The organism is Vibrio sp. GLN_1, from assembly GCF_043106015.1.
Lineage (GTDB): Bacteria > Pseudomonadota > Gammaproteobacteria > Enterobacterales > Vibrionaceae > Vibrio > Vibrio parahaemolyticus.
Window position 1 is genome coordinate 194,950 of record NZ_JBICMD010000035.1, and the last position, 21,378, is coordinate 216,327.

Sequence of the window (21,378 nt, forward strand, 5' to 3'; positions counted from 1 at the left end):
GACCATTAGATAAAATTGAATAAAAATTGCGGAAATGATGTCTAAAAGACGGGAAATTGCACTTAAATTGCATAATTTAGAGTTTAAGCTCTAAAAGCAATTGGCGTGGTGAATGTTTTGTGAGCGATTAATACAAAAATGCCGCCAAATGAGAGTATTTGACGGCATTTCAATGTTTCTAAGCTAAAGTTGGTGAAGTTGTTACATTGGTTTTAGCATAGGCGCCAGTTTAGTGGCGATAGCGTCAATGTCTTCACCTTGTTCGCCGACTAAAATCATGCTGGTTGAACCAACGGGTTGGACGATACCTGTCATACCATCCTTTTCAAAATCTGCCGTTTGTTGGCTAGAAATTCCCGTAATAAAGAGCGTTACTTTGCCCTTTACACCCTGAAAAACCATGTGTAAAGCATTAGCTTCACCAAATCCACAGTGGTTTAGGTAGTAAACGTGGTACGGGAAGTTGTCACTAAACTGATAATGAAATGGCGACATCTTCGCATTGATCTGGGAACTCGGCACGTTTTCATCTAAATGGCGTACAAACGACTCTTCATGAATGACATGTTTAATAGCTGTATCTGCGAGACTGGCTTGCGCCGGTGGCACCAGAATGTTACCCCAGTTGATTTGCCCCACCAGTAAACCTGCGGTAAAGGCAACAGAAGCTGCAAGCGCCATGGCTTTGCGGACAAAGTTGGGTTTGACGACTTTTTCGTCAAGCGCGCTAGAGGTTTGGCTAAACAAGATTTTATCAGCAAGATCCTCTGGCACATCCACATTCATGGCCTGCTTAATTTTCGCGTCGAGATCCAAAACGTCATCAACAAACTTACTGTTGGCATCGCTAGCGGCCAACGCTTGCAGAATCTCTTCATCCTTCTGTTTTGGATCCGACAAAATACGACGACGAAATTCTAAATCATCCATTTTTTTGTCCTCTCTTAGTATCTTGAGAATCCAACATCTCTTTAAGTTGATTTCGAGCTCGGAAAAGTCGAGTCATTACTGTGTTCTTATTTAAATCAAGAATGTCGCCGATTTCTTCTCCACTGAAACCGCCAATAACCTGAAGAAACAGAGGTTCACGATATTCCACATCCAACCTCATGATCTGTGCTTGAAGCCATTCTTGTTGATGATGAGGATCGTCGCTGACCTTAGCATCGTTGCCGTAGTCATCGATATCAACTAAATCAAATTGTTTGCGTTCGAAGCGACGTGCGTTTTCTCGCCTTAATATAGTAATAAGCCAAGATTTCGCAGCTTTTTCATCTTGAAGGCTATCGAGAGACTTCCATGCACGTAAGCAGGTCTCTTGCACTAAATCTTCCGCAATTGCTTTGTCCTTACACAACCAGTATGCATAGCGGTACAAATCGCGGTGATAGCCCCGGACGAGCGCTTCATATTTTCTTTGTTTGTCCATATCAGAGTTGACCGGACTGTTGGAATTTTTCTTTCCAAACATTTTTAATATGGCCACAGGAGCCTCCATCCTCGCTCTGTGTATTTCTTATACGTTTTGAGCATGACTTTACTTCTATTCCATCACTTATGGCTAAGCCAATCTAAGCCAGCATCGAGTGATAAATCCATTCGTTACAAGCTAAGTCGGTATATAAAAGTGTATACACAAATAACCGATATTATCTCTAGTGATGCAGTTTTGTTTGTTAACAATATCATCATTTAGTTATCAATGACTTGGTTAAATGCATTGGATTTATGTATCTGATGCGTATTTTGAGTAGCAAGCTTGTGAATGGACTTGAATAGAGGCGGCATTTAGATGCGTTCAAAGATCGTAAAATCACCATAAAATTGATCTATTTCAAAATCTCAAGCAGTGAAGGGGTTATAGTACATCTTGTCATCTCGTTAGTCCTTGTGACTAACATGTTGAGCAAGATGACACTTCCTTTTGAAGGCTGACTTTACTTTCTCCTAATCAGGAAACTGATTAATTTTCAATTGGCGTAAGTTAATTGTTTTATAGATATTCCGACCACACAGTTATGTGTGGTTTTTTTTTGCTTCAATTTTACCTGCCACACACTTTCTGCCGTTTTTAGCTTCTATAGTTATTCAATATAATCAATGAACTAGAGCAATTGATCTACTTGCTTCACGTTTATTTAAACGCATGTTTGATAAATTTAACAAATTGATTACAATGCATCAGGTCAGACCTCTTGTATTTAAGGAGAAACAATGGGCAAGCAGGAAGTAAAAACACGCAATGGTGAGCGTGTTGCTATTGTCGCGGGGCTTCGAACTCCCTTTGCTCGTCAAAGCACGGAATTTAGCCAAGTGCCAGCGGTCGATTTAGGGAAAATGGTAGTAAGCGAAATGCTTGCTCGAACAGATATTGATCCGAAATTAATTGAACAAGTGGTGTTTGGACAAGTGGTTCAAATGCCTGAAGCACCAAACATCGCACGAGAAATCGTATTGGGCACGGGGATGAACATCCATACCGACGCTTACAGCGTGACGCGTGCGTGTGCGACGAGCTTCCAAGCGGCGGTAAACATAGCAGAGAGCATCATGGCGGGCACCATTGAAATTGGTATCGCTGGTGGTGCGGATTCATCTTCTGTACTTCCTATCGGTGTGTCCAAAAAGCTTGCTGCTAACCTATTGGCTCTAAGCAAAACCAAAACATTGGGGCAGAAGCTCAATATTCTCAAGAGTCTGAGTTTTAAAGATCTCATGCCTGTTCCGCCAGCCGTCGCGGAATACTCGACGGGGTTGTCGATGGGACAAACGGCAGAGCAAATGGCGAAGACGCACGGTATCTCACGAGCAGAACAAGATGCGCTAGCTCATCGCTCTCATACATTAGCATCCCAAGCTTGGAAAGAAGGCAAAATCCAAGGTGAGGTGATGACCGCTTTCCCTGAACCTTACAAAAAGTGGATTTCTGAAGACAACAACGTTCGTCACGACTCGACGTTAGAGGGCTATGCAAAGTTACGTCCTGCATTTGACCGCCAGTACGGCAGTGTTACTGCAGCAAACAGTACGCCGCTGACTGATGGCGGCGCGGCAGTGATGCTGATGCGCGAAGGTAAAGCGAAAGAGTTGGGCATGGAAATTCTTGGCTACATCCGTGGCTACGCATTCTCAGCGATTGGTGTGGAAAAAGACATGCTGATGGGACCGACTTACGCGACTGCGAAAGTGCTCGAAAACACAGGCTTGGAACTGTCGGATCTGACTCTGATCGATATGCATGAAGCGTTTGCTGCTCAAGCATTGGCAAACGTGAAAATGTTTGCCTCAGATAAGTTTGCTCAAGAAAACCTAGGTCGTTCGAAAGCGATCGGTGAAATCGACATGGATAAATTCAACGTGCTCGGTGGCTCAATTGCTTACGGTCACCCATTCGCGGCGACGGGTGCGCGTATGATGACGCAAACTCTACGTGAACTGAAACGTCGTGGTGGTGGTATTGCATTGAATACCGCTTGTGCTGCGGGTGGTCTTGGCGCTGCAATGATTCTGGAGGTTGAGTAATGAGCGAGCAAAAAGCATTTAGTCTTAACGTTGATGAGCAGAACATTGCATGGTTAGCGATCGACGTACCGAATGAAAAGATGAACACGCTACAGGCGGCTTTTGCTGACGAAATGAAAGAAATTTTTGCTCAGCTAAAAGACTCCAGTGGCATCAAAGGGATGATCATTCACTCCTTAAAACCGGATAATTTTGTGGCAGGTGCCGATGTTCGTATGTTGGAGGCATGTACCACAGCGAATGAAGCACAAGCATTGGCAAAACAAGGTCAAGAGTTGTTCCAACAACTGTCTGACTTACCTTACCCTGTGGTTGCGGCTATTCACGGCCCATGTTTGGGTGGCGGTTTAGAACTTGCGCTTGCATGTGATTACCGTGTTTGTACGGATTCCGATAAGACACGCTTAGGCTTACCAGAAGTTCAACTCGGTCTATTACCGGGTTCTGGCGGTACTCAGCGTTTGCCACGTTTGATTGGTCTGTTACCGTCATTGGACTTGATCCTGACCGGTAAACAGCTTCGCGCGAAGAAAGCCAAAAAACTGGGCGTTGTGGACGCGTGTGTCCCTGACACAATTTTGCTCGACGTAGCAAAACAGTTTATCGACAAAGGCAAGAACAAGGGCAAGAAAAAGCAATCGACGAAAGAGAAGTTGATGTCGGGCAGTGGGTTAGGTCGTAAGCTTGTTTTCGAACAAGCTGCGAAGAAAACCAACCAGAAGACCCGTGGCAACTATCCAGCAACGGTCGCGATTCTTGAAGTGATTCAACACGGTCTGGAAAAAGGTTTTGCACAAGGGCAAGAGCTTGAAGCGAAACGATTTGGTGAGCTTGTGATGAGCTCCGAATCGAAAGCATTGCGTTCTATCTTTTTCGCGACTACTGAAATGAAGAAGGAACACGGCACGGATGCACAGCCAGCAGCGGTGAAAAAAGTGGGTGTTCTTGGTGGCGGCTTAATGGGCGCTGGGATCAGTCATGTAACGGTAGCAAAAGCAAAAGTGCCTGTTCGAATCAAAGATGTGAGCAATGACGGTGTGTTGAATGCGCTTAACTACAACTACAAGTTGTTTGAGAAGCAGCGTAAACGTCGCATCCTGTCGAAAGCCGATTTACAGGCGAAGATGTTGCAACTGTCAGGTGGCGTAGACTTTACAAGTTACAACCACATTGATGTTGTGATCGAAGCGGTTTTCGAAGACTTGGATCTAAAACAACAGATGGTTGCGGACATTGAAGCAAACGCAAAATCTGAAACTATTTTTGCTACGAACACGTCTTCGTTACCAATCCACAAGATTGCAGAAAAGGCAGAGCGACCAGAAAACATCGTCGGTTTACATTACTTTAGCCCAGTAGAAAAAATGCCGCTGGTGGAAGTGATTCCGCATGAAACAACGTCTGATGAAACCATTTCAACAGTTGTCGCATTGGCTAAGAAGCAGGGTAAAACCCCAATCGTTGTGAAGGACAAAGCTGGCTTTTACGTAAACCGCATTCTTGCGCCTTACATGAATGAAGCTGCGCATATCTTGCTGGCAAATGAGCCGATTGAGAAGTTAGATGGTGCGCTGTTGGATTTCGGCTTCCCTGTTGGTCCAATCACGTTACTTGATGAAGTTGGTGTTGATATTGGCGCGAAGATCATGCCGATTCTGGTCAATGAGTTGGGCGAGCGATTCAAAGGTCCTGATGTATTCGATATCTTATTGAATGACGGTCGCAAAGGACGCAAGAGCGGGAAAGGTTTCTACACTTACAAGGGTAAGAAGAAAGAAGTCGATAAATCCATCTACAAGCTACTCAAACTGACGCCAGAATCGAAGCTCAGCGATAACGATATTGCGTTGCGCTGTGTAGTGCCAATGCTTAATGAAGCAGTACGATGCTTGGACGACGGTATTATTCGCTCTCCGCGCGATGGCGATATTGGTGCGATTTTTGGTATTGGCTTCCCTCCATTCCTTGGCGGGCCATTCCGTTATATGGATCAATTCGGTTTGAAAGAACTGGTTGAGAAAATGAACGAATTTGCATCGAAATATGGCGATCGTTATGCGCCATGCGACGGACTGCTGACTAGAGCGGGTGAAGGTCGTACCTTCTACTAAGTGCTTGAAACGCTGAACATTAAAAAGGCTTGCATCGCGCAAGCCTTTTTTCGAACAGAAGTGTTTATTTCTTCTTGTCTTTTTTATCTTTGTTATGCCCTTTACCTGGGTTGTCATCGCCATGCACGCTAGCGTTTCCTTTTTTGTCTTTATCATCCCAGTTTTTAGAAGAGCAATCGTCGGATTTGACGGAAATATTGTCACCGCTTAGGCGAACACAATCTTTGCTCAACTCAAAATCGTCACCTTTTACTGTGATTTCTGCATGAGCGGATGCGAATGGTAATAATACTGCAGCAAGTAGTAATAGTTTCTTCATGAGTGCCTCATCTACATGTTTTTTGTGCGGTAATTAGAGCATAAGCGGCAATCGCGTAATTTCAATTTTCTGTTAAGACTATCCAAGTCGTATTAGTAAATTGATGGGTTTCTCACATATTTTACAGCTCGACTTCCGCCCATTTTATCCATTACGGTGATGGTCTTAGCCCAGACCGCAATCTTTTGGTCGTAACTGAAATTCTTCGATAGAGCCAATTTCTTGCCCTAAGTGAATTCGAGGAGCATCGACATGTGCTTGGCCTTGCGAGTGCATGACTAACCGGTTTGCTGTTCTCGGTTTTAGTTCGTTAACGACAAAGCGAATCATGTCTGCTCTTGTTAGCTTTTTGAGCTCGGCTAGTACTTTTTCGCGTTGATTAAACTCGGTATCTTTGTTGCCTATGGCTACCCACAAGCGTTGCGCTCGTCCACGTAAAGTCGTGTCTGGGGTTGCGATTTGGTTCCAAAGGCCACGCTTACTGCTGTGCCATTGGTAGTCGTTGAGCTCCAAAAGCACCATGTAAAATGCATTTAAAAATTCGTCGATAGAGGTGACTAATTCCGCAGGAGCTGCGTTTGGTGATTGCACATAAAGCACAATCCCCGGATGACGGTTCAGTGGCATGTTACCAGTGCCGACCATGTAGCCGAGTTGCTGCTTGGTGCGAATCTCATGAAAGAAGGTTGCCGACATGAGGTGATTGGCCAAAGAATAAAGTGCGATGCTGCGCGGTTCGATGTCTTCACACTGGTGGTAAATTACCACAGCTGAGTCTTGTTGATTACAATGCACTTCGCGCTGAAAACTGCCATTTTGACCGAGCATAATTAACGGACGCAGTGCTTCTTCGTAGCGCTGTTCTTTTACGCGCAAGGCATCTTTCAAGGTTGTTGCCATATCATGCGCTTGTTGACGTTGCCAGTCGCCATAAACGAACATTTCTACGTGGAGTTCCGCCAAAATCGACTCGACGAATGTCGACAGTTCATCGACTTCAATCTCTTCCAGCGCTTCTGCAAGCGTCGCGAAAGGAGGATTATTTGGCTGCAACAAACCTGTTAATGCGTTGAACAGTTGAGAAATCGGGCGATCTTGAGATGAATTTCGCCAATTACGTAATAATTGTTGCTTGATGGTTTCAAACCGAGTCGGGTTAAACTCTCTCGCGGCGAAACGGCGTAAAATCATCTCAAGCAGTTGCGGCAGTTTTTGGCTGAAGCCCGACAACGTCAAAGTTACACCACCTTGGTGCGCATACATGTTGTAGCCCATGCCCGCGATTTCAGCTTGGTAGGTTTCTTTGGCTAGTGAGTCCAAAAACATTTCGACACAAAGACGTGTTTTCACAATATTCTTAGGCGACGCGACCGCGTGAGAACTGTCGATCGCAACGTACACTACGCCTTTCGGCACTCGGAACTCATCATCTTGCAAATGCCACAGGCGAAAACCTTCGAGATCTTCAATCAACTCCGGTAGTGAGCCCCCGTTTTCAAAGGGCATTGGGTCGAGGTCGTAACAAATGTACGGGTTCTTCTCTGGCAGAACAAACTGCCAACGCGGATCAATTTGTTGGAAGAAGCGTTTTTGCTCGCTACTGAATGTAGTGACGGAGTAGGGGGTGAAATACCACTCCGCAGTGCGATTGTACTCAAGTCCTTTGGCGATCAGCGTAACGCGGACATTGTCGACAGATAAATATTGCAGCAGAGAACGTTGTAGATCTTCATCATAGCCCGACATTTTGTAGTCGCCATAGATAATATCGTGCGGCTGATAATGCTGCATATTGATGACTAAATGGCTAACTAAATCGAGAGGGCGTGAAGGTTCTTGAAAGCGGAATGCAGACTCCAATACTGCTTGCTTCTCTAGGTAGCGCCACTCATTCATTCCGTCTTGTTTGATCATGGTTAGATATTGGAAGACAGCTTGAATGATGTCATCTACGTGGTCTAACCCTTCTGGTGTGAGTGTACAACTGACCGTAAAATCACGATAGTTGCTGCCACTTGCCCCGCCGCCGGCTGATAGGGAAGTGATCCAGCCTTTGCTCTTCAGTTGAAGCATCAAGCTCCCTTCGCCTTCGTAACCTAACAAATGAGCGAAATAAGAGAGAGGCTTCACGCCGTAGTGTTTATCCATTCCCGGCATAGGGAAGGTGAGAATGAGTTTGCGAAACTCTTTGATGGGCTCAATTTGAACCAAAATTCCGGTGCTGTCTTCAGTCCCAATCGGTACGTTAATCGATTTACCACTTAATTGATGATTAGGGATGTCAGCGAACATGGTTTCTACCCAAGCTTGCTGCTCATCAAGAGATTGAGGCCCAAACAACGTCAGCGTCATAAGATCGGCTGAATATTGAGAATGATGAAACTCGACAATTTCATCACGAATAGACTGACCATCTCGGTCGCCAAGCGTATCTAAATTGCCGACAGAGAATTTTGAAAATGGATGTTCTGGATTGATGACTTCTTTGTTGACTTGATACAAGCGACGCGAGTCGTCATTCAATTTCAGCTTGTACTCAGAGTCGACCGCTTGGCGCTCTTTATCTAATGCTTCTTCATTAAACAGTGGCGCGGTAAAGAATTGGCTAAAGCGATCCAGTGCGTTTTCAAATGCACTTGGAGTGACATCAAAAAAGAAGCAGGTGTGCTCCGTTCCTGTCCACGCGTTATTCGTTCCACCATGTTGGCTAATATAACTTTGAAACTCGCCCACTTTAGGGTATTTTTCCGTACCCAAAAAAAGCATGTGTTCTAGATAGTGAGCCAGACCTTGACGATCAACTGGGTCGTCGAAGTGTCCAACGTTCACAGCTAGGGCGGCTGCCGACTGTTGAGCTGTATCAGAATGAATCAGCAATACGCGCAAGCCATTACTCAAAGTAAGGTAGCGGTATTGGTTTGAATCGTTTGGACTTAGGTGCACGATGCGTCTCCAGATTTCGCATTACATTAATTATGAACCCCAAAGGGGGTAGCGCAAATGTTGCGTTCGACAAATACTGCTTGCCGCATTTTTGTTATTCGTAAGAGTACTGCATTGGGCCCATCGCTTTTGCGTATGGGGTAGAGCTGTTTGAAGGAATGCACTGAGTTCATTACTTCATCGTAGAATGTGATGAACTGAGTATATTCTTTTTAATAGATTGTTAAGAAAGTCGCTATCTTTAGCAAGCGAATTGGTATAATGAACAGATAATTATATCAGTATTTTTGTTTCGTCATTATTAAAATTAGCCCCGATTATCTATAAAGATAGCAGTCAACCTTTTGGTAGCGTTAGCTATCCCTAGGAAATAACATGAAAATATTCATCATGCGTCATGGCGAAGCTGAGCATTTCGCAGATTCAGACGCAGCAAGAGAACTGACCCAAAGAGGCAGAACCGAGTCAGAGGCTGTTGCACGAGCTTGTGCTGAGCAAGGTTTTGCTCAATTTGACAAAGTGTTGGTGAGCCCCTACATCCGTGCTCAGCAAACCTGGCAAGAAATCAGTACGTTTTTCTCGACAAAAAGCATCGAGACCAGTGACGACATCACACCATACGGTCAATCGGATTGCGTGTTTGATTTTGCGAACGCGCTCATTGAAGTCGAGAAACTAGAGTCTCTATTGTTTGTTTCTCATTTACCGTTAGTTGGTTATTTGACGTCTGAGTTTGTGAAAGAGATGACGCCTCCAATGTTCCCAACCTCTGGTTTAGTGTGCATCGAATACGAACCACAAACACAGCGTGGTGAGGTGCTTTGGCACATTACGCCTTAAGCGTCTAAGTCATCGTTATTTAAAGATAAATCGATCTCTTAAATAGAAAGACATCTAAAATAAGCATTTAAAAATTAGATATAGATAAACAAAAGGCAGGAATATCCTGCCTTTCTTATTCTTAGAGTGTATGTGTTACTTCTCTGGAATAGAGAGCAAAACCAGCAGCGCGCCGTCACCGCCAAATTCTAACGGTGCTTGGTGGAAGGCCATCACATCAGGGTGCTGAGCCAGCCAAAGTGGGGCCTTTTGCTTCAGAATGTGTTTACCAATACCGTGTTGAACACACGCACAGTGAATTTCGTTTTTTACGCAATAGGCGATCATGGCACCAAGTTCGCGTTTAGCTTCTTGCTGTGTCATGCCGTGCATATCGAGGAAAACGTCAGGCACGTAGACACCGCGACGCAGACGTTTCACTTCATAAGTAGAAACATCATCACGAGCATAGCGAGTTGGGCCTTCTTCGTTTAATCGAGGCACAAACTCATCGGAAAAGTAAAACTCAGAATCACTCGCTTCTCGGTTTGAACGTTTGATTTCTTTTTGCTTAGTATTTTTTTTTGGTTGCTGGATTATGGTATCCTGTCGCAACTTTTTTACGCCCTGTACTGCTTCCTTAAACAAGGCGAAATCGTCATCATGTTCGGTGTCTTTTTTGCTCATTAGGTAAACAATTTCATTAATAAACTTTATTGGCAGTATTGTAGCGCTTTTCGGAGGCAATTTTGGATAAGATTTTTGTAGAAGAGGCGGTATCGGAACTGCATACCCTTCAAGATATGATTCGTTGGACGGTTAGCCGCTTTAATGCAGCGAACCTGTTTTACGGTCATGGTACTGATAACGCGTGGGATGAAGCCGTTCAGCTTATCCTGCCAACCTTATACTTGCCGATCGATGTGCCTCCGCATGTATTGAACTCTCGCCTAACCACAAGTGAGCGTCTACGCATTGTTGAGCGAGTAGTAAAACGCATCAACGAGCGTACGCCAACGGCTTACTTAACAAACAAAGCGTGGTTCTGTGGTCTTGAGTTCTTCGTTGACGAGCGTGTTCTTGTGCCACGTTCTCCAATTGGTGAATTGATTCAAGCGGAATTCCAACCTTGGCTGGTAGAAGAGCCAACTCGAATCATGGATCTATGTACGGGCAGTGGCTGTATTGCGATTGCATGTGCGCACGCATTCCCTGAAGCAGAAGTTGACGCGATTGATATCTCAGCGGACGCGCTTCAAGTTGCAGAACAAAACATTCAAGATCACGGCATGGAACAACAAGTGTTCCCAATCCGTTCGGATCTGTTCCGTGATCTGCCAAAAGAAAAATACAACCTCATCGTGTCTAACCCACCTTATGTGGATGAAGAGGACATGAACAGCCTGCCACAAGAGTTCACGCATGAACCTGAGCTAGGTTTGGCTGCGGGTACCGATGGCCTGAAATTGGTTCGCCGTATTCTTGCGAACGCGCCAGACTACCTAACTGATGACGGTATCTTGATCTGTGAAGTGGGCAACTCAATGATCCATATGATGGACCAGTACCCACAAATTCCATTCACTTGGATTGAATTTGAAAACGGTGGCCACGGCGTATTTATGCTTACTCGTGATCAACTGGTTGATTGTGCAGAAGAGTTCAAACTGTACAAAGACTAATCCGTCTTTCCAAAAAACCTCAAAACACCGAGCCTGATGCTCGGTGTTTTTTTATGCATAACTCATCGATATTAACTCTTTACATCAAAACGTAATAAAGCCACTATGAATCCACGAAGAATTGGAAAGCAGTTGCGCTCAATCAGAGAGCGTGGCGACAATAACTTGAGGAAGTAATGGCAGGAAACAGTATCGGACAACATTTTCGAGTGACAACATTCGGAGAAAGTCACGGTATCGCACTGGGATGTATCGTAGACGGATGTCCTCCGGGATTAGAAATTACAGAAGCAGATCTGCAAACGGATCTCGACCGTCGTCGTCCTGGCACATCACGTTACACCACACAGCGTCGTGAACCGGACGAAGTTAAAATTCTTTCTGGCGTGTTTGAAGGCAAAACCACAGGCACTTCAATCGGTCTGTTGATCGAAAACACCGATCAACGTTCAAAAGATTATTCAGACATCAAAGATAAGTTCCGCCCGGGACATGCTGATTACACTTACCACCAAAAATATGGCATTCGTGACTATCGTGGCGGCGGCCGTTCGTCAGCCCGTGAAACTGCGATGCGTGTGGCTGCAGGTGCAATCGCGAAGAAATATCTGAAAGATGAATTTGGCGTAGAAATCCGCGCTTACTTGTCACAAATGGGCGATGTTTCTATTGATAAAGTCAACTGGGACGAAATTGAAAACAACGCGTTCTTCTGCCCAGATGCAGACAAAGTGGAAGCGTTTGATCAACTGATCCGCGACCTAAAAAAAGAAGGCGACTCAATTGGTGCGAAAATTCAGGTTGTTGCAACCAACGTACCTGTTGGCCTTGGCGAGCCAGTGTTTGACCGCTTGGATGCAGACATTGCGCACGCGCTAATGAGCATCAACGCGGTGAAGGGTGTCGAAATTGGTGATGGTTTCGATGTCGTAAACCAAAAAGGCAGTCAGCACCGTGATCCACTTTCTCCGCAAGGTTTTGGTAGCAACCATGCTGGTGGCATCCTTGGTGGTATCTCAACAGGTCAAGACATCGTTGCGAATATTGCACTTAAGCCAACATCAAGCATCACGGTTCCGGGTGACACGATCACTAAAGAAGGTGAACCTACTCAGCTCATTACGAAAGGTCGTCACGACCCATGTGTCGGCATTCGTGCTGTACCTATTGCTGAAGCCATGCTGGCGATTGTTGTGATGGATCACTTACTGCGTCATCGTGGGCAAAACCACGGCGTAACGACAGAAACACCAAAGATTTAAGTTTGGTGCTCCAAATACAAAAAAGGTTGCTCATGGAGCAACCTTTTCTTTTTTCTTACTTAGTGGAGCGAGCTTTCGGTTTCCAACTGGAAAGAAGGCAAACGCCACTTAAATCGAACCGCGGCCATACGAAGTACGTAACCCACAACAAGGGTAACAATGGTTGCTGTTACGTCTGGCACGCTGAATTCCAGTAACGCAAGGTAAAGGCCGGATGCAATCAACGCGATAGAAGCGTATAGCTCCTCATGCAGTACCAACGGAGTTTGGCGACAGATCAAATCGCGAAGTAAGCCACCAAATACGCCAGTCACCAATGCAGACACCATACAGATGCCTGGGTGCAAGCCCATGCCCATCGCGATCTTGGTACCGATGATGCTAAATACAATCAAACCCAGTGCATCAAGACGAATGAACAAGCCTTTTAGTTTGATCACCCATTTCGCGAGGCCAGTCGTTAGTACGCCAGCAACACAGGTGATAGCCAGAAATTCAGGATTCTTGACCCAACCAAGAGGGTAGTGGCCCAATAAAATGTCACGCACTGTGCCGCCGCCAATGGCTGTCGCACTCGCTACCAACATAACGCCAAACCAGTCCATTTTTCTTCTACCAGCGCTTAACGCACCTGTCATGGCTTCAGCCGTGATACCAATGATATACAACACACTTAGCAACATAGGGGAACACTCAAAGTAAAAAGTTACCGTTTATCCATTACAAAATGGTTAGGGCAGTAACAACACTTACAAACGGCTTAATCAGTCTTAAAAAGTGATTAAAACCAGCAACATGCTCATAATCAAACTGCTTGAAAAACAGCAATTTGAGTGGCACCAAAATAAGGCGAGAGTGTATTAGTAAATGAGTACGCTGACGAATGAGAAATTGTATTGAGAAAGGTCGGTTCAGATAAATTCAACTAATAACCAAAACTGTGGGATGCCTTTACCTTATTTGCAAAAACAGCGACAATGCGCAGCGCATGTCAATTTGAAGTACAGACTCGACGATGACCCACGAATACCAAGATCTAATCACCATTTTCAATGACACTTTTCTTGAGCAGTTCAACACCACGCTAGAGCTTGGTGGTGATGAGCCTATTTATCTGCCAGCTGATGATGAGCATCCTCACCATCGTATTATTTTTGCTCGAGGTTTTTACGCTTCTGCTCTGCACGAAATCGCGCACTGGTGTGTCGCTGGTCCTGAACGTCGTTTAATGGAAGATTTTGGCTACTGGTATGAGCCGGATGGACGCACCGAAGCCGTACAAGCTGAGTTCGAAAAAGTAGAAATTCGCCCTCAAGCTTACGAATGGATTCTTGCCACGAGTGCTGGCTTCCCTTTTACGGTCAGTTGTGACAATCTACACGGCGATTTTGAACCAGATAGGCTTGGCTTTATGCAAAAAGTGCATAAAGAAGTATTAGGTATTTTGGAAGCAGGTTTGCCACCGCGAGTGAAAATGCTTTCGGACGCCTTACGTGCGTTTTACCAAACTAAGCAGCTGGAAGCGTCTGATTTTAGCGTTAAGTAACCCAAATAACCTCAGAGAAACTCCATGATTATTGAATTTGAAGAAAAACTACTAGAACTGATTGATGCTCGTATTGAAAACGCATCTGATGATGAACTGTTTGCTGGTGGTTATCTACGTGGTCACATCTCTCTGTCTGCCGCATCTTGTGAAGAAGACGGCATCAACGATGTTGAAGAGCTAAAATCTCGTATCGCGAACAGCCTAGAAGAAGCACGTGCAGAACTGACGCCTGCGGATCGCGTGATTGTTAGTGATCTATGGCAAGAACTGCAATCACAAGCATAATATCTACGAATTGCAGTAAATGAGTGCTCAGTGTAGCTGAATGAAAGCCTGTTAACCTTGTTGTGACTATTTTTTTCAACGGGTTATATCAAACGTCACCTTATTCTAGGCGTGCTTCTTGGCTATTTCTGAGCATATCTTTTCTATCGTTATCCCGCCTTTTAGTTGAAATCAACTCCTTCGAAATATTCGAATCTCTCCATAAGATTTTTGTGGTTGTTGCCAGCCTGTTTAACTTTTATTCTGCAAAGCATAAAACGTGAACAAAGGAATATAACCATGAAAATTGTCGCATTCGGTGCTTCTACCAGCTCAACCTCAATCAACAAAACGCTTGCTACTTACGCCGCTCAACAACTAGAAGGCGCGCAAGTGAACGTGTTGGATTTGAACAACTACAACGTTCCAATGTTTAGTGAAGACAAAGAGAAAGAAATCGGCCAAGCCGAAGGCGCAATCGCTTTTTTACGCGAGCTAGAGCAAGCTGATGCCATCGTTGTATCATTTGCAGAGCACAACGGTTCTTACGCTGCGGCTTACAAAAACTTGTTCGATTGGGCAACGCGTATCGAGCGCAATGTGTTCCAAAATAAACCGGTAGTTTACCTTGCTACGTCACCGGGCCCTGGTGGTGCACAAAGCGTGCTAGCGGCGGCAACGGGTTCAGCGTCATTTTTTGGAGCGGACGTTAAAGCGTCGCTTTCGGTACCAAGTTTTTACGAGAACTTTGACTTGGAGTCGGGTGAGATTGTAAATCAAGAAATTGCAGAGCAAGTGAAACAAGCCGTCGCGTTGCTCAAGTAATACGCCATTAAAAAAGAGATTCCCGACGCGTGATTTCGCGGGCTTGGGAATCTCTTATTCGTTATCTACTTAATATCCATGTAGTTGTCTGCTTGGTGCCGATTTAAAGCTCGGTAATCGCTTTGCCTTTGCGTAATTTGCGTATCCACATACGGCTTGGGTGAAGTTCTGCCAGCACATCGATAGGGAGTGGCAGCGGGTCCCCACAGATTTGCGAGGCCAACACTTCTGCCAACAGAGGCGCAGAGCTTAGACCTCGAGAGCCTAAACCTAAGAAGCAGAAAAGGTTAGGGAATTGGTGAATCGCTTCAACCTCTTCTTCTGGTTGATTTTGCAAATCTGCATATTGAGATTTGATTGTTTCGAAATCACCCACATTCCCAACAAACGGCAGATGGTCTCGACTCACGCAACGAATACCTTGGCGTGACAAATTGCCCGATGTATCCACTTCTTTGGTCCATTCCTGATTTGGAATGCATTTGACCAACTTTTCTACGTTATCTCGTTGTGCGTTTTCATCAAACTCGTAGTCTAAATGACTGCGATCGTAACTGGCACCAATGCAAAGGTGTTGGTTATTTGGGTTAACAGGCGTCATGTAACCGTCGTAACACAGTACAGTTTTGAGTTTAGATAGGGTTTTCGTTGCTGGTGCGTGACTCACTTGTCCTTTTACTTGCCCCATCGGCAAGGCTTCAGTTTGGCTTAGTGTTTGGAACTCGTTGCCGTTAGCAACTACAACGGTTGAATGTTCGAAGTTCTGGCCGTTTGCTTTTAATGTCCAAAGCTCACGCGCTTCGTCCCAAGTTAGTGACTCGACTTGATGCTCGAACTTCGCTTCAAAAAGAACGGTTTTTTCTAGTTGAGTAATCAGCCCGCGAGTTAATTCAGCAGGGCACAACCAACCTCCCATTGGGTAATGAACCGATGCCATATCGATGGGTAAGCCGATTGTCTCTGCCGTTTCTTCTGCAGACAATTTACGAATGAGCTCTGGAGAGAAGTTTCCCTCAAGCATTTTCTCTAGTTTGTCTGTGGATTTGTCATCCCACATCAATTGAGTTACACCACACCAATCATGGTCAAAATCGATTTCTTGCGCTGCTTGCTCGACAAATTGACGTGCGAACAAAAATGCTGGCGCAAACACACGAGATACACCTGTATGCGGGCCATTAAGCAGAGGATAAACGGCACCTTGACGGTTGCCAGAAGCCCCTTCGGCTGGTTGAGTGTCTTTGCAGTAAAGCGTGACGTTTTGGCCACGACGAACCAACGTTTTCGCTAACGCCGCGCTGGCAATACCGCCTCCGATTATGGCAATCGAATCAAGATTGCTGGAGGCCGTGCGATTGAACCACGCAAGATGGTTCGAGTGCTTTTCGCGTTGTTCCATCGAGCCTGCGATCATTTCACGCTTGGTGCCAAAGCCTTTGACTTTTTTCATTGCAAAGCCAGCTTCGTTCAATCCTCGACGCACAAAGCCCGCTGCGGTAAAAGTGGCAACTGTACAGTCTTGCTTGGCCAACTTAGCCATGTTGTTGAACAGATTTTGGTTCCACATTTCTGGGTTTTTACTTGGTGCGAATCCATCTAAAAACCAAGCGTCAATCAAACCTGGTTCGTTGTATGGTACTTGCGGCATGCAGTCTTTGATGTCGCCAAACCAAAGGTCGAGTGTAATTGCGCCATCTTCAAGCACAATACGGTGACACTCAGGTACGGCAGCAGGGTAGTGCTTTTGCAGCTTTTCTGCATACTCAACCAACTCCGGCCACGCTTCATGTGCTTTTTTCAAATCCGCTAGGCTTAGCGGGTATTTTTCAAAACTAATGAAGTGCAGCTCTTTTAGCGCTGCATCTCGGTGGTTGCGACGAAATTCATTAAACCATTGCCATACAGCAAGAAAGTTCAGTCCCGTGCCAAATCCGGTTTCACCAATAACAAAGCGTCTTTGGTCAAATTCCTGCCATCTTTCTGGGAGATGATTTTGTTTGAGGAAAACGTAGCGTGTCTCTTCAAGACCGTTTACGTTAGAAAAGTAAACATCATCAAATTGGTCAGAAACCGGCGTGCCAGCTTCGTTCCAACCAAGTTCAGCATTTTTAATTGAAGTCATAATGGTGCAAATTTGTGATTTGGCGCGGTAAGAATGGGGCGATTGTACGAATTTATGGGAAAGCTGACCACTTTTGTTGACTATCTTAGTTATCATCTAGCGGATTTTTGAATTATAGGAATGTCATAATGAAACGAGTCGTAATCACCGGTATGGGTATTGTTTCAAGTATCGGTAACAACGTCGAAGAAGTTCTAGCGTCTCTTAAAGCGGGCAAATCTGGCATCACTGCGTCTGAGCAGTTCAAAGAACACGGTCTTCGTTCGCAAGTTTGGGGTGATCTAAAAATCAACCCTGCGGAGCATATTGACCGTAAACAGATGCGCTTTATGGGTGATGCGGCTGCTTATGCATACCTATCAATGCAGCAGGCGATTGAAGACGCTGGTCTAACTGAAGAACAAGTTTCAAACGATCGTACAGGTATCGTTGCTGGTTCTGGTGGTGCTTCTGCATTAAACCAAACGGTTGCAACCGATATTATGCGCGAGAAAGGCGTAAAACGCGTAGGCCCTTACATGGTTCCTCGTACTATGTCTTCTACCGTATCAGCATGTCTTGCGACACCATTTAAAATTCGTGGTGTGAACTACTCAATGAGTTCAGCTTGTGCGACTTCTGCACACTGTATCGGCCACGCAATGGAGCTTATCCAACTTGGCAAACAAGACATCGTGTTTGCAGGTGGTGGTGAAGAGCTAGATTGGTCTCAAACGATGATGTTTGATGCGATGGGCGCACTATCAACTAAATACAACGATACGCCAGAAAAAGCGTCTCGTACTTACGATGCAGACCGTGACGGTTTTGTTATCTCTGGCGGCGGCGGCATGCTGGTTATCGAAGAACTTGAGCACGCTCTAGCACGTGGCGCGAAAATCTACGGCGAAATCGTAGGCTACGGTGCGACTTCTGATGGCTACGACATGGTAGCACCTTCAGGTGAAGGCGCAGTGCGCTGTATGAAGATGGCAATGCAAGACGTTGACAGCATTGATTACGTTAACACTCACGGTACGTCTACTCCAGTTGGCGACGTGAAAGAGCTAGGCGCAATCCAAGAGCTATTTGGCGACAACAGCCCAGCAATTTCTGCAACAAAAGCGATGACAGGTCACGCTCTAGGTGCGGCTGGTGTTCACGAAGCGATTTACTCGACTCTAATGCTAGACAACAACTTCATCGCGCCAAGCATCAATATTGAAAACTTGGATGAAGCGGCAAAAGGTCTGGATATCGTGACAGAAGCTCGCGACGCAGAGCTAACGACAGTCATGTCAAACAGCTTTGGCTTCGGTGGTACCAACGCAACATTGGTTATCAAAAAATACCAAGCGTAATCAACACCAAAGCTAACTGAATTTGTTGGTGTTGTTTATTGTGATTTGAACGCCAATAAACCAGTTTCCAGAGCTTGATCAGTCAAACTGGTCGAACAGACGCAGACTCTATCCCAAGGAGAGCGGGATAGGATCCTTTTGTTCTGGAACTTTGCCCGGCTAATTTAGCCGGGCTTTTTCTTTTCTCATCATTCCGTTTTTTCGTGTTACTCATGTACTTTCCCTGTTGGGAAGTCCGTGATGCCGATTGTTGCTACCTCGACAAACCAAGCGATTCTCCGCTTTGAGGTTTATTGGGTTTATATCTTGAGATTTTTCCCGAAAAGGGCACAATCGCCATAGCTTCGCTTTTTGCGAATAAACAAACTCATAAAATGGATCTTAAAAACGCTGGCGCTATGAAAATTATTGTTGATGAAAACATGCCGTACGCTGAAGAGCTATTCAGCCAACTTGGTGAAGTGATTCTAAAACCGGGTCGTACCCTGACTGCTGATGACCTTATTGATATCGATGCTCTGATGATTCGATCGGTAACCAAAGTAAACGCTGAACTGATCAGCAAAGCGAATAAGCTCAAGTTTGTTGGTACGGCGACAGCGGGTATGGATCACGTCGACCAAGCTTTTTTGAAAGAAAAGGGCATTTTCTTTACTGCAGCACCAGGTTGTAACAAAGTTGGCGTTGCCGAGTATGCGTTCAGTGTCATGATGGTGCTAGCACAACAGCAAGGCTTCTCAGTTTTCGATAAAACCGTTGGTATCATTGGTGCAGGTCAAGTGGGTAGCTACCTTGAAAAGTGCTTGAAAGGCATGGGCATCAACGTCCTTATCAACGACCCATTCAAGCAAGAGGCGGGGGACCCTCGCAGCTTTACTCCGTTAGCTGAGCTTATCGAACAATCAGACATCATCACACTACACACGCCAATCACTAAAGACGGCCTGCACCCAACGCATCATTTGATTGACGAGAAAGTACTGAACGGTCTTCGTGGTGATCAAATTCTTATCAATGCAGCGCGTGGCCCTGTGGTTGATAACCAAGCATTGAAGCAACGTTTAATGAAACAAGATGGTTTCACTGCGGCATTGGATGTCTTCGAATTTGAACCAGAGGTTGATATGGAGCTTCTGCCTCTGCTAGCATTCGCAACCCCTCACGTTGCAGGCTATGGTCTGGAAGGGAAAGCTCGCGGTACAACAATGATTTTCAATAGCTACTGCGAGTTCTTAAATAACGAATTACGTGCGCATGCCAGCGATTTACTGCCAACTGCGCCTGTTCCAACGATGATGTTGGACAGAGCATGGGATGAAGCAACACTGCATAACATCATACAGTTAATCTATGATGTGCGTAAAGATGACGCTCTTTTCCGTCGTGAAATCAGTAAGCCAGGTGCGTTTGACCTGATGCGTAAAAACTACTGGGATCGCCGTGAATACAGCGCTGTCACGCTAGTGGGAAATGAAACATGCAACCTTGCACCACTAGCAGAACTAGGTTTTCAGATTGAGGTAAGTCAATGAGCCAGCAATACAATGTTGCCATTTTGGGTGCGACCGGTGCGGTCGGTGAAACAATTTTAGAAGTGCTTCAAGAGCGCAAGTTCCCAGTCGGTGAACTGTTCCTATTGGCAAGTGAGCGTAGCGAAGGCAAGACTTACCGTTTCAATGGTAAAACCGTACGCGTACAAAATGTAGAAGAGTTTGATTGGTCTCAAGCGCACATCGCTCTGTTCTCGGCTGGTGGCGATCTATCTGCAAAATGGGCGCCAATCGCAGCTGATGAAGGTGTGATTGTTATCGACAACACGTCACACTTCCGTTACGAGTACGACATTCCTCTTGTTGTGCCTGAAGTAAACCCTGAAGCGATTGCTGAGTTCCGTAACCGTAACATCATCGCCAACCCAAACTGTTCGACTATCCAAATGTTAGTCGCACTTAAACCAATCCACGATGCTGTCGGTATTGAGCGTATCAACGTTTCAACTTACCAATCGGTATCAGGTGCGGGTAAAGCGGGCATTGATGAGTTGGCTGGTCAAACCGCTAAGTTGCTAAATGGTCTGCCAGCTGACAAGAAGCAGTTCTCTCAACAGATCGCGTTTAACTGTATTCCACAAATCGATCAGATGATGGAAAACGGCTACACCAAAGAAGAAATGAAAATGGTGTGGGAAACTCAGAAAATCTTTAACGATCCTTCAATCACCGTAAACCCAACGTGTGTTCGTGTGCCGGTGTTCTACGGCCACGCAGAAGCGGTTCACGTTGAAACTCGTTCACCAATCGACGCACAAGAAGTAATTAACCTTCTTGAGCAAACCGAAGGTGTAGAAGTATTCCACGGTGACGATTTCCCAACACAAGTTCGTGATGCGGGCGGTAAAGATCACGTAATGGTTGGCCGCATTCGCAACGATATTAGCCACCACAGCGGCGTAAACCTATGGGTTGTGGCTGACAACGTGCGCAAAGGTGCAGCAACGAACGCTGTACAAATCGCCGAAGTACTGATCCGCGATTACTACTAAGTTAGTGGTATAAGAAACGTAAAGCCTCGCACTAAGCGAGGCTTTTTTGTTCGAACGATGTAAATTTGTGTGAGATTA

18 protein-coding genes are annotated in these 21,378 nt (G+C 45.4%); 11 read left to right on the top strand and 7 right to left on the bottom strand.

The genetic code is table 11. The annotated features are described in order from the left end of the window. Positions 1 to 201: 201 nt before the first annotated feature. Positions 202 to 930: a DUF3379 domain-containing protein gene (locus ACF8OV_RS16030; RefSeq protein WP_025574821.1), complete on the bottom strand. Its 729-nt coding sequence runs from the start codon at positions 928 to 930 to the stop codon at positions 202 to 204. Then, complete coding sequence (locus ACF8OV_RS16035; protein ID WP_005479482.1) at positions 923 to 1,498, bottom strand: sigma-70 family RNA polymerase sigma factor; 576 nt, start codon at positions 1,496 to 1,498, stop codon at positions 923 to 925. The genes ACF8OV_RS16030 and ACF8OV_RS16035 overlap by 8 nt, the downstream gene beginning before the upstream one ends. A 716-nt stretch (positions 1,499 to 2,214) precedes the next feature. Here ACF8OV_RS16035 and fadI point away from each other — a divergent pair. Both fadI and fadJ read left to right on the top strand, forming a co-directional pair. Further along, positions 2,215 to 3,522: an acetyl-CoA C-acyltransferase FadI gene (fadI, locus tag ACF8OV_RS16040; protein ID WP_025611922.1), complete on the top strand. Its 1,308-nt coding sequence runs from the start codon at positions 2,215 to 2,217 to the stop codon at positions 3,520 to 3,522. Beyond that, positions 3,522 to 5,633 carry a fatty acid oxidation complex subunit alpha FadJ gene (fadJ, locus tag ACF8OV_RS16045; protein ID WP_203505161.1) on the top strand — a complete coding sequence of 704 codons (2,112 nt, stop codon included), beginning with the start codon at positions 3,522 to 3,524 and terminating at the stop codon, positions 5,631 to 5,633. Before fadI ends, fadJ begins: the two co-directional genes overlap by 1 nt. 64 nt (positions 5,634 to 5,697) lie before the next feature. Here fadJ and ACF8OV_RS16050 read toward each other — a convergent pair whose 3' ends face one another. Together ACF8OV_RS16050 and ACF8OV_RS16055 are read right to left on the bottom strand one after the other, a co-directional pair. After that, positions 5,698 to 5,952 carry a hypothetical protein gene (locus ACF8OV_RS16050; RefSeq protein ID WP_005457697.1) on the bottom strand — a complete coding sequence of 85 codons (255 nt, stop codon included), beginning with the start codon at positions 5,950 to 5,952 and terminating at the stop codon, positions 5,698 to 5,700. 165 nt (positions 5,953 to 6,117) lie between these two features. Further along, on the bottom strand, positions 6,118 to 8,895 hold the full coding sequence (locus ACF8OV_RS16055; RefSeq protein WP_203505159.1) for an insulinase family protein: 2,778 nt from the start codon (positions 8,893 to 8,895) through the stop codon (positions 6,118 to 6,120). Positions 8,896 to 9,270: 375 nt separating this feature from the next. On the opposite strand from ACF8OV_RS16055, the gene sixA reads away from it, so the two are divergent. Continuing rightward, on the top strand, positions 9,271 to 9,735 hold the full coding sequence (sixA, locus tag ACF8OV_RS16060) for a phosphohistidine phosphatase SixA (protein WP_005457775.1): 465 nt from the start codon (positions 9,271 to 9,273) through the stop codon (positions 9,733 to 9,735). A gap of 135 nt (positions 9,736 to 9,870) precedes the next feature. On the opposite strand, the gene smrB is transcribed toward sixA, so the two are convergent. Then, positions 9,871 to 10,401 (bottom strand): endonuclease SmrB, encoded by a 531-nt coding sequence (smrB, locus tag ACF8OV_RS16065; protein WP_005457721.1) that lies wholly within the window; start codon positions 10,399 to 10,401, stop codon positions 9,871 to 9,873. A gap of 62 nt (positions 10,402 to 10,463) precedes the next feature. Here smrB and prmB point away from each other — a divergent pair, with 62 nt between their 5' ends. Continuing rightward, positions 10,464 to 11,396, top strand: coding sequence for a 50S ribosomal protein L3 N(5)-glutamine methyltransferase (prmB, locus tag ACF8OV_RS16070; protein WP_005484424.1), 933 nt, complete (start codon positions 10,464 to 10,466; stop codon positions 11,394 to 11,396). A 176-nt stretch (positions 11,397 to 11,572) separates the two neighbouring features. After that, complete coding sequence (gene aroC, locus ACF8OV_RS16075) at positions 11,573 to 12,658, top strand: chorismate synthase (RefSeq protein WP_023585230.1); 1,086 nt, start codon at positions 11,573 to 11,575, stop codon at positions 12,656 to 12,658. A 59-nt stretch (positions 12,659 to 12,717) separates the two neighbouring features. Here aroC and ACF8OV_RS16080 read toward each other — a convergent pair whose 3' ends face one another. Beyond that, positions 12,718 to 13,341 (bottom strand): trimeric intracellular cation channel family protein, encoded by a 624-nt coding sequence (locus tag ACF8OV_RS16080; protein ID WP_005457667.1) that lies wholly within the window; start codon positions 13,339 to 13,341, stop codon positions 12,718 to 12,720. Between the two features lie 332 nt (positions 13,342 to 13,673). Between ACF8OV_RS16080 and ACF8OV_RS16085 the strand changes: the two genes are divergently transcribed. The 3 genes from ACF8OV_RS16085 (at position 13,674) to ACF8OV_RS16095 (ending at position 15,296) form a co-directional block, all read left to right on the top strand. Beyond that, positions 13,674 to 14,204: an elongation factor P hydroxylase gene (locus tag ACF8OV_RS16085; protein ID WP_021449889.1), complete on the top strand. Its 531-nt coding sequence runs from the start codon at positions 13,674 to 13,676 to the stop codon at positions 14,202 to 14,204. A gap of 24 nt (positions 14,205 to 14,228) precedes the next feature. Further along, positions 14,229 to 14,492, top strand: a complete 264-nt coding sequence (locus ACF8OV_RS16090) for a YfcL family protein (RefSeq protein WP_005479532.1) — start codon at positions 14,229 to 14,231, stop codon at positions 14,490 to 14,492. A 279-nt stretch (positions 14,493 to 14,771) separates the two neighbouring features. Continuing rightward, positions 14,772 to 15,296, top strand: a complete 525-nt coding sequence (locus ACF8OV_RS16095) for an NADPH-dependent FMN reductase (protein ID WP_203505157.1) — start codon at positions 14,772 to 14,774, stop codon at positions 15,294 to 15,296. Between the two features lie 103 nt (positions 15,297 to 15,399). Here ACF8OV_RS16095 and mnmC read toward each other — a convergent pair whose 3' ends face one another. Further along, on the bottom strand, positions 15,400 to 17,418 hold the full coding sequence (gene mnmC, locus ACF8OV_RS16100) for a bifunctional tRNA (5-methylaminomethyl-2-thiouridine)(34)-methyltransferase MnmD/FAD-dependent 5-carboxymethylaminomethyl-2-thiouridine(34) oxidoreductase MnmC (RefSeq protein WP_317675850.1): 2,019 nt from the start codon (positions 17,416 to 17,418) through the stop codon (positions 15,400 to 15,402). Between the two features lie 128 nt (positions 17,419 to 17,546). Between mnmC and fabB the strand changes: the two genes are divergently transcribed. The 3 genes from fabB to ACF8OV_RS16115 all read left to right on the top strand — a co-directional run bounded on the left by fabB (position 17,547) and on the right by ACF8OV_RS16115 (position 21,300). After that, the gene (gene fabB / locus ACF8OV_RS16105; protein ID WP_005460738.1) at positions 17,547 to 18,758 is read left to right on the top strand and encodes a beta-ketoacyl-ACP synthase I; all 1,212 of its coding nucleotides are present in this window, start codon (positions 17,547 to 17,549) and stop codon (positions 18,756 to 18,758) included. Positions 18,759 to 19,156: 398 nt separating this feature from the next. Next, positions 19,157 to 20,290: a 4-phosphoerythronate dehydrogenase gene (locus ACF8OV_RS16110; RefSeq protein WP_317675849.1), complete on the top strand. Its 1,134-nt coding sequence runs from the start codon at positions 19,157 to 19,159 to the stop codon at positions 20,288 to 20,290. After that, positions 20,287 to 21,300: an aspartate-semialdehyde dehydrogenase gene (locus ACF8OV_RS16115; protein WP_005460137.1), complete on the top strand. Its 1,014-nt coding sequence runs from the start codon at positions 20,287 to 20,289 to the stop codon at positions 21,298 to 21,300. Before ACF8OV_RS16110 ends, ACF8OV_RS16115 begins: the two co-directional genes overlap by 4 nt. Positions 21,301 to 21,378: the final 78 nt, after the last annotated feature.

Excerpts from the sequence above, each read along its gene's own strand:
- ACF8OV_RS16095 (WP_203505157.1), top strand. The coding sequence starts at position 14,772 with ATGAAAATTGTCGCATTCGGTGCTTCTACCAGCTCAACCTCAATCAAC.
- ACF8OV_RS16115 (WP_005460137.1), top strand. The coding sequence starts at position 20,287 with ATGAGCCAGCAATACAATGTTGCCATTTTGGGTGCGACCGGTGCGGTC.
- mnmC (WP_317675850.1), bottom strand. The coding sequence starts at position 17,418 with ATGACTTCAATTAAAAATGCTGAACTTGGTTGGAACGAAGCTGGCACG.
- sixA (WP_005457775.1), top strand. The coding sequence starts at position 9,271 with ATGAAAATATTCATCATGCGTCATGGCGAAGCTGAGCATTTCGCAGAT.
- ACF8OV_RS16030 (WP_025574821.1), bottom strand. The coding sequence starts at position 930 with ATGGATGATTTAGAATTTCGTCGTCGTATTTTGTCGGATCCAAAACAG.
- ACF8OV_RS16110 (WP_317675849.1), top strand. The coding sequence starts at position 19,157 with ATGAAAATTATTGTTGATGAAAACATGCCGTACGCTGAAGAGCTATTC.
- ACF8OV_RS16035 (WP_005479482.1), bottom strand. The coding sequence starts at position 1,498 with ATGGAGGCTCCTGTGGCCATATTAAAAATGTTTGGAAAGAAAAATTCC.
- ACF8OV_RS16050 (WP_005457697.1), bottom strand. The coding sequence starts at position 5,952 with ATGAAGAAACTATTACTACTTGCTGCAGTATTATTACCATTCGCATCC.
- fadJ (WP_203505161.1), top strand. The coding sequence starts at position 3,522 with ATGAGCGAGCAAAAAGCATTTAGTCTTAACGTTGATGAGCAGAACATT.
- fabB (WP_005460738.1), top strand. The coding sequence starts at position 17,547 with ATGAAACGAGTCGTAATCACCGGTATGGGTATTGTTTCAAGTATCGGT.
- ACF8OV_RS16085 (WP_021449889.1), top strand. The coding sequence starts at position 13,674 with ATGACCCACGAATACCAAGATCTAATCACCATTTTCAATGACACTTTT.
- aroC (WP_023585230.1), top strand. The coding sequence starts at position 11,573 with ATGGCAGGAAACAGTATCGGACAACATTTTCGAGTGACAACATTCGGA.
- fadI (WP_025611922.1), top strand. The coding sequence starts at position 2,215 with ATGGGCAAGCAGGAAGTAAAAACACGCAATGGTGAGCGTGTTGCTATT.
- ACF8OV_RS16090 (WP_005479532.1), top strand. The coding sequence starts at position 14,229 with ATGATTATTGAATTTGAAGAAAAACTACTAGAACTGATTGATGCTCGT.
- ACF8OV_RS16080 (WP_005457667.1), bottom strand. The coding sequence starts at position 13,341 with ATGTTGCTAAGTGTGTTGTATATCATTGGTATCACGGCTGAAGCCATG.
- smrB (WP_005457721.1), bottom strand. The coding sequence starts at position 10,401 with ATGAGCAAAAAAGACACCGAACATGATGACGATTTCGCCTTGTTTAAG.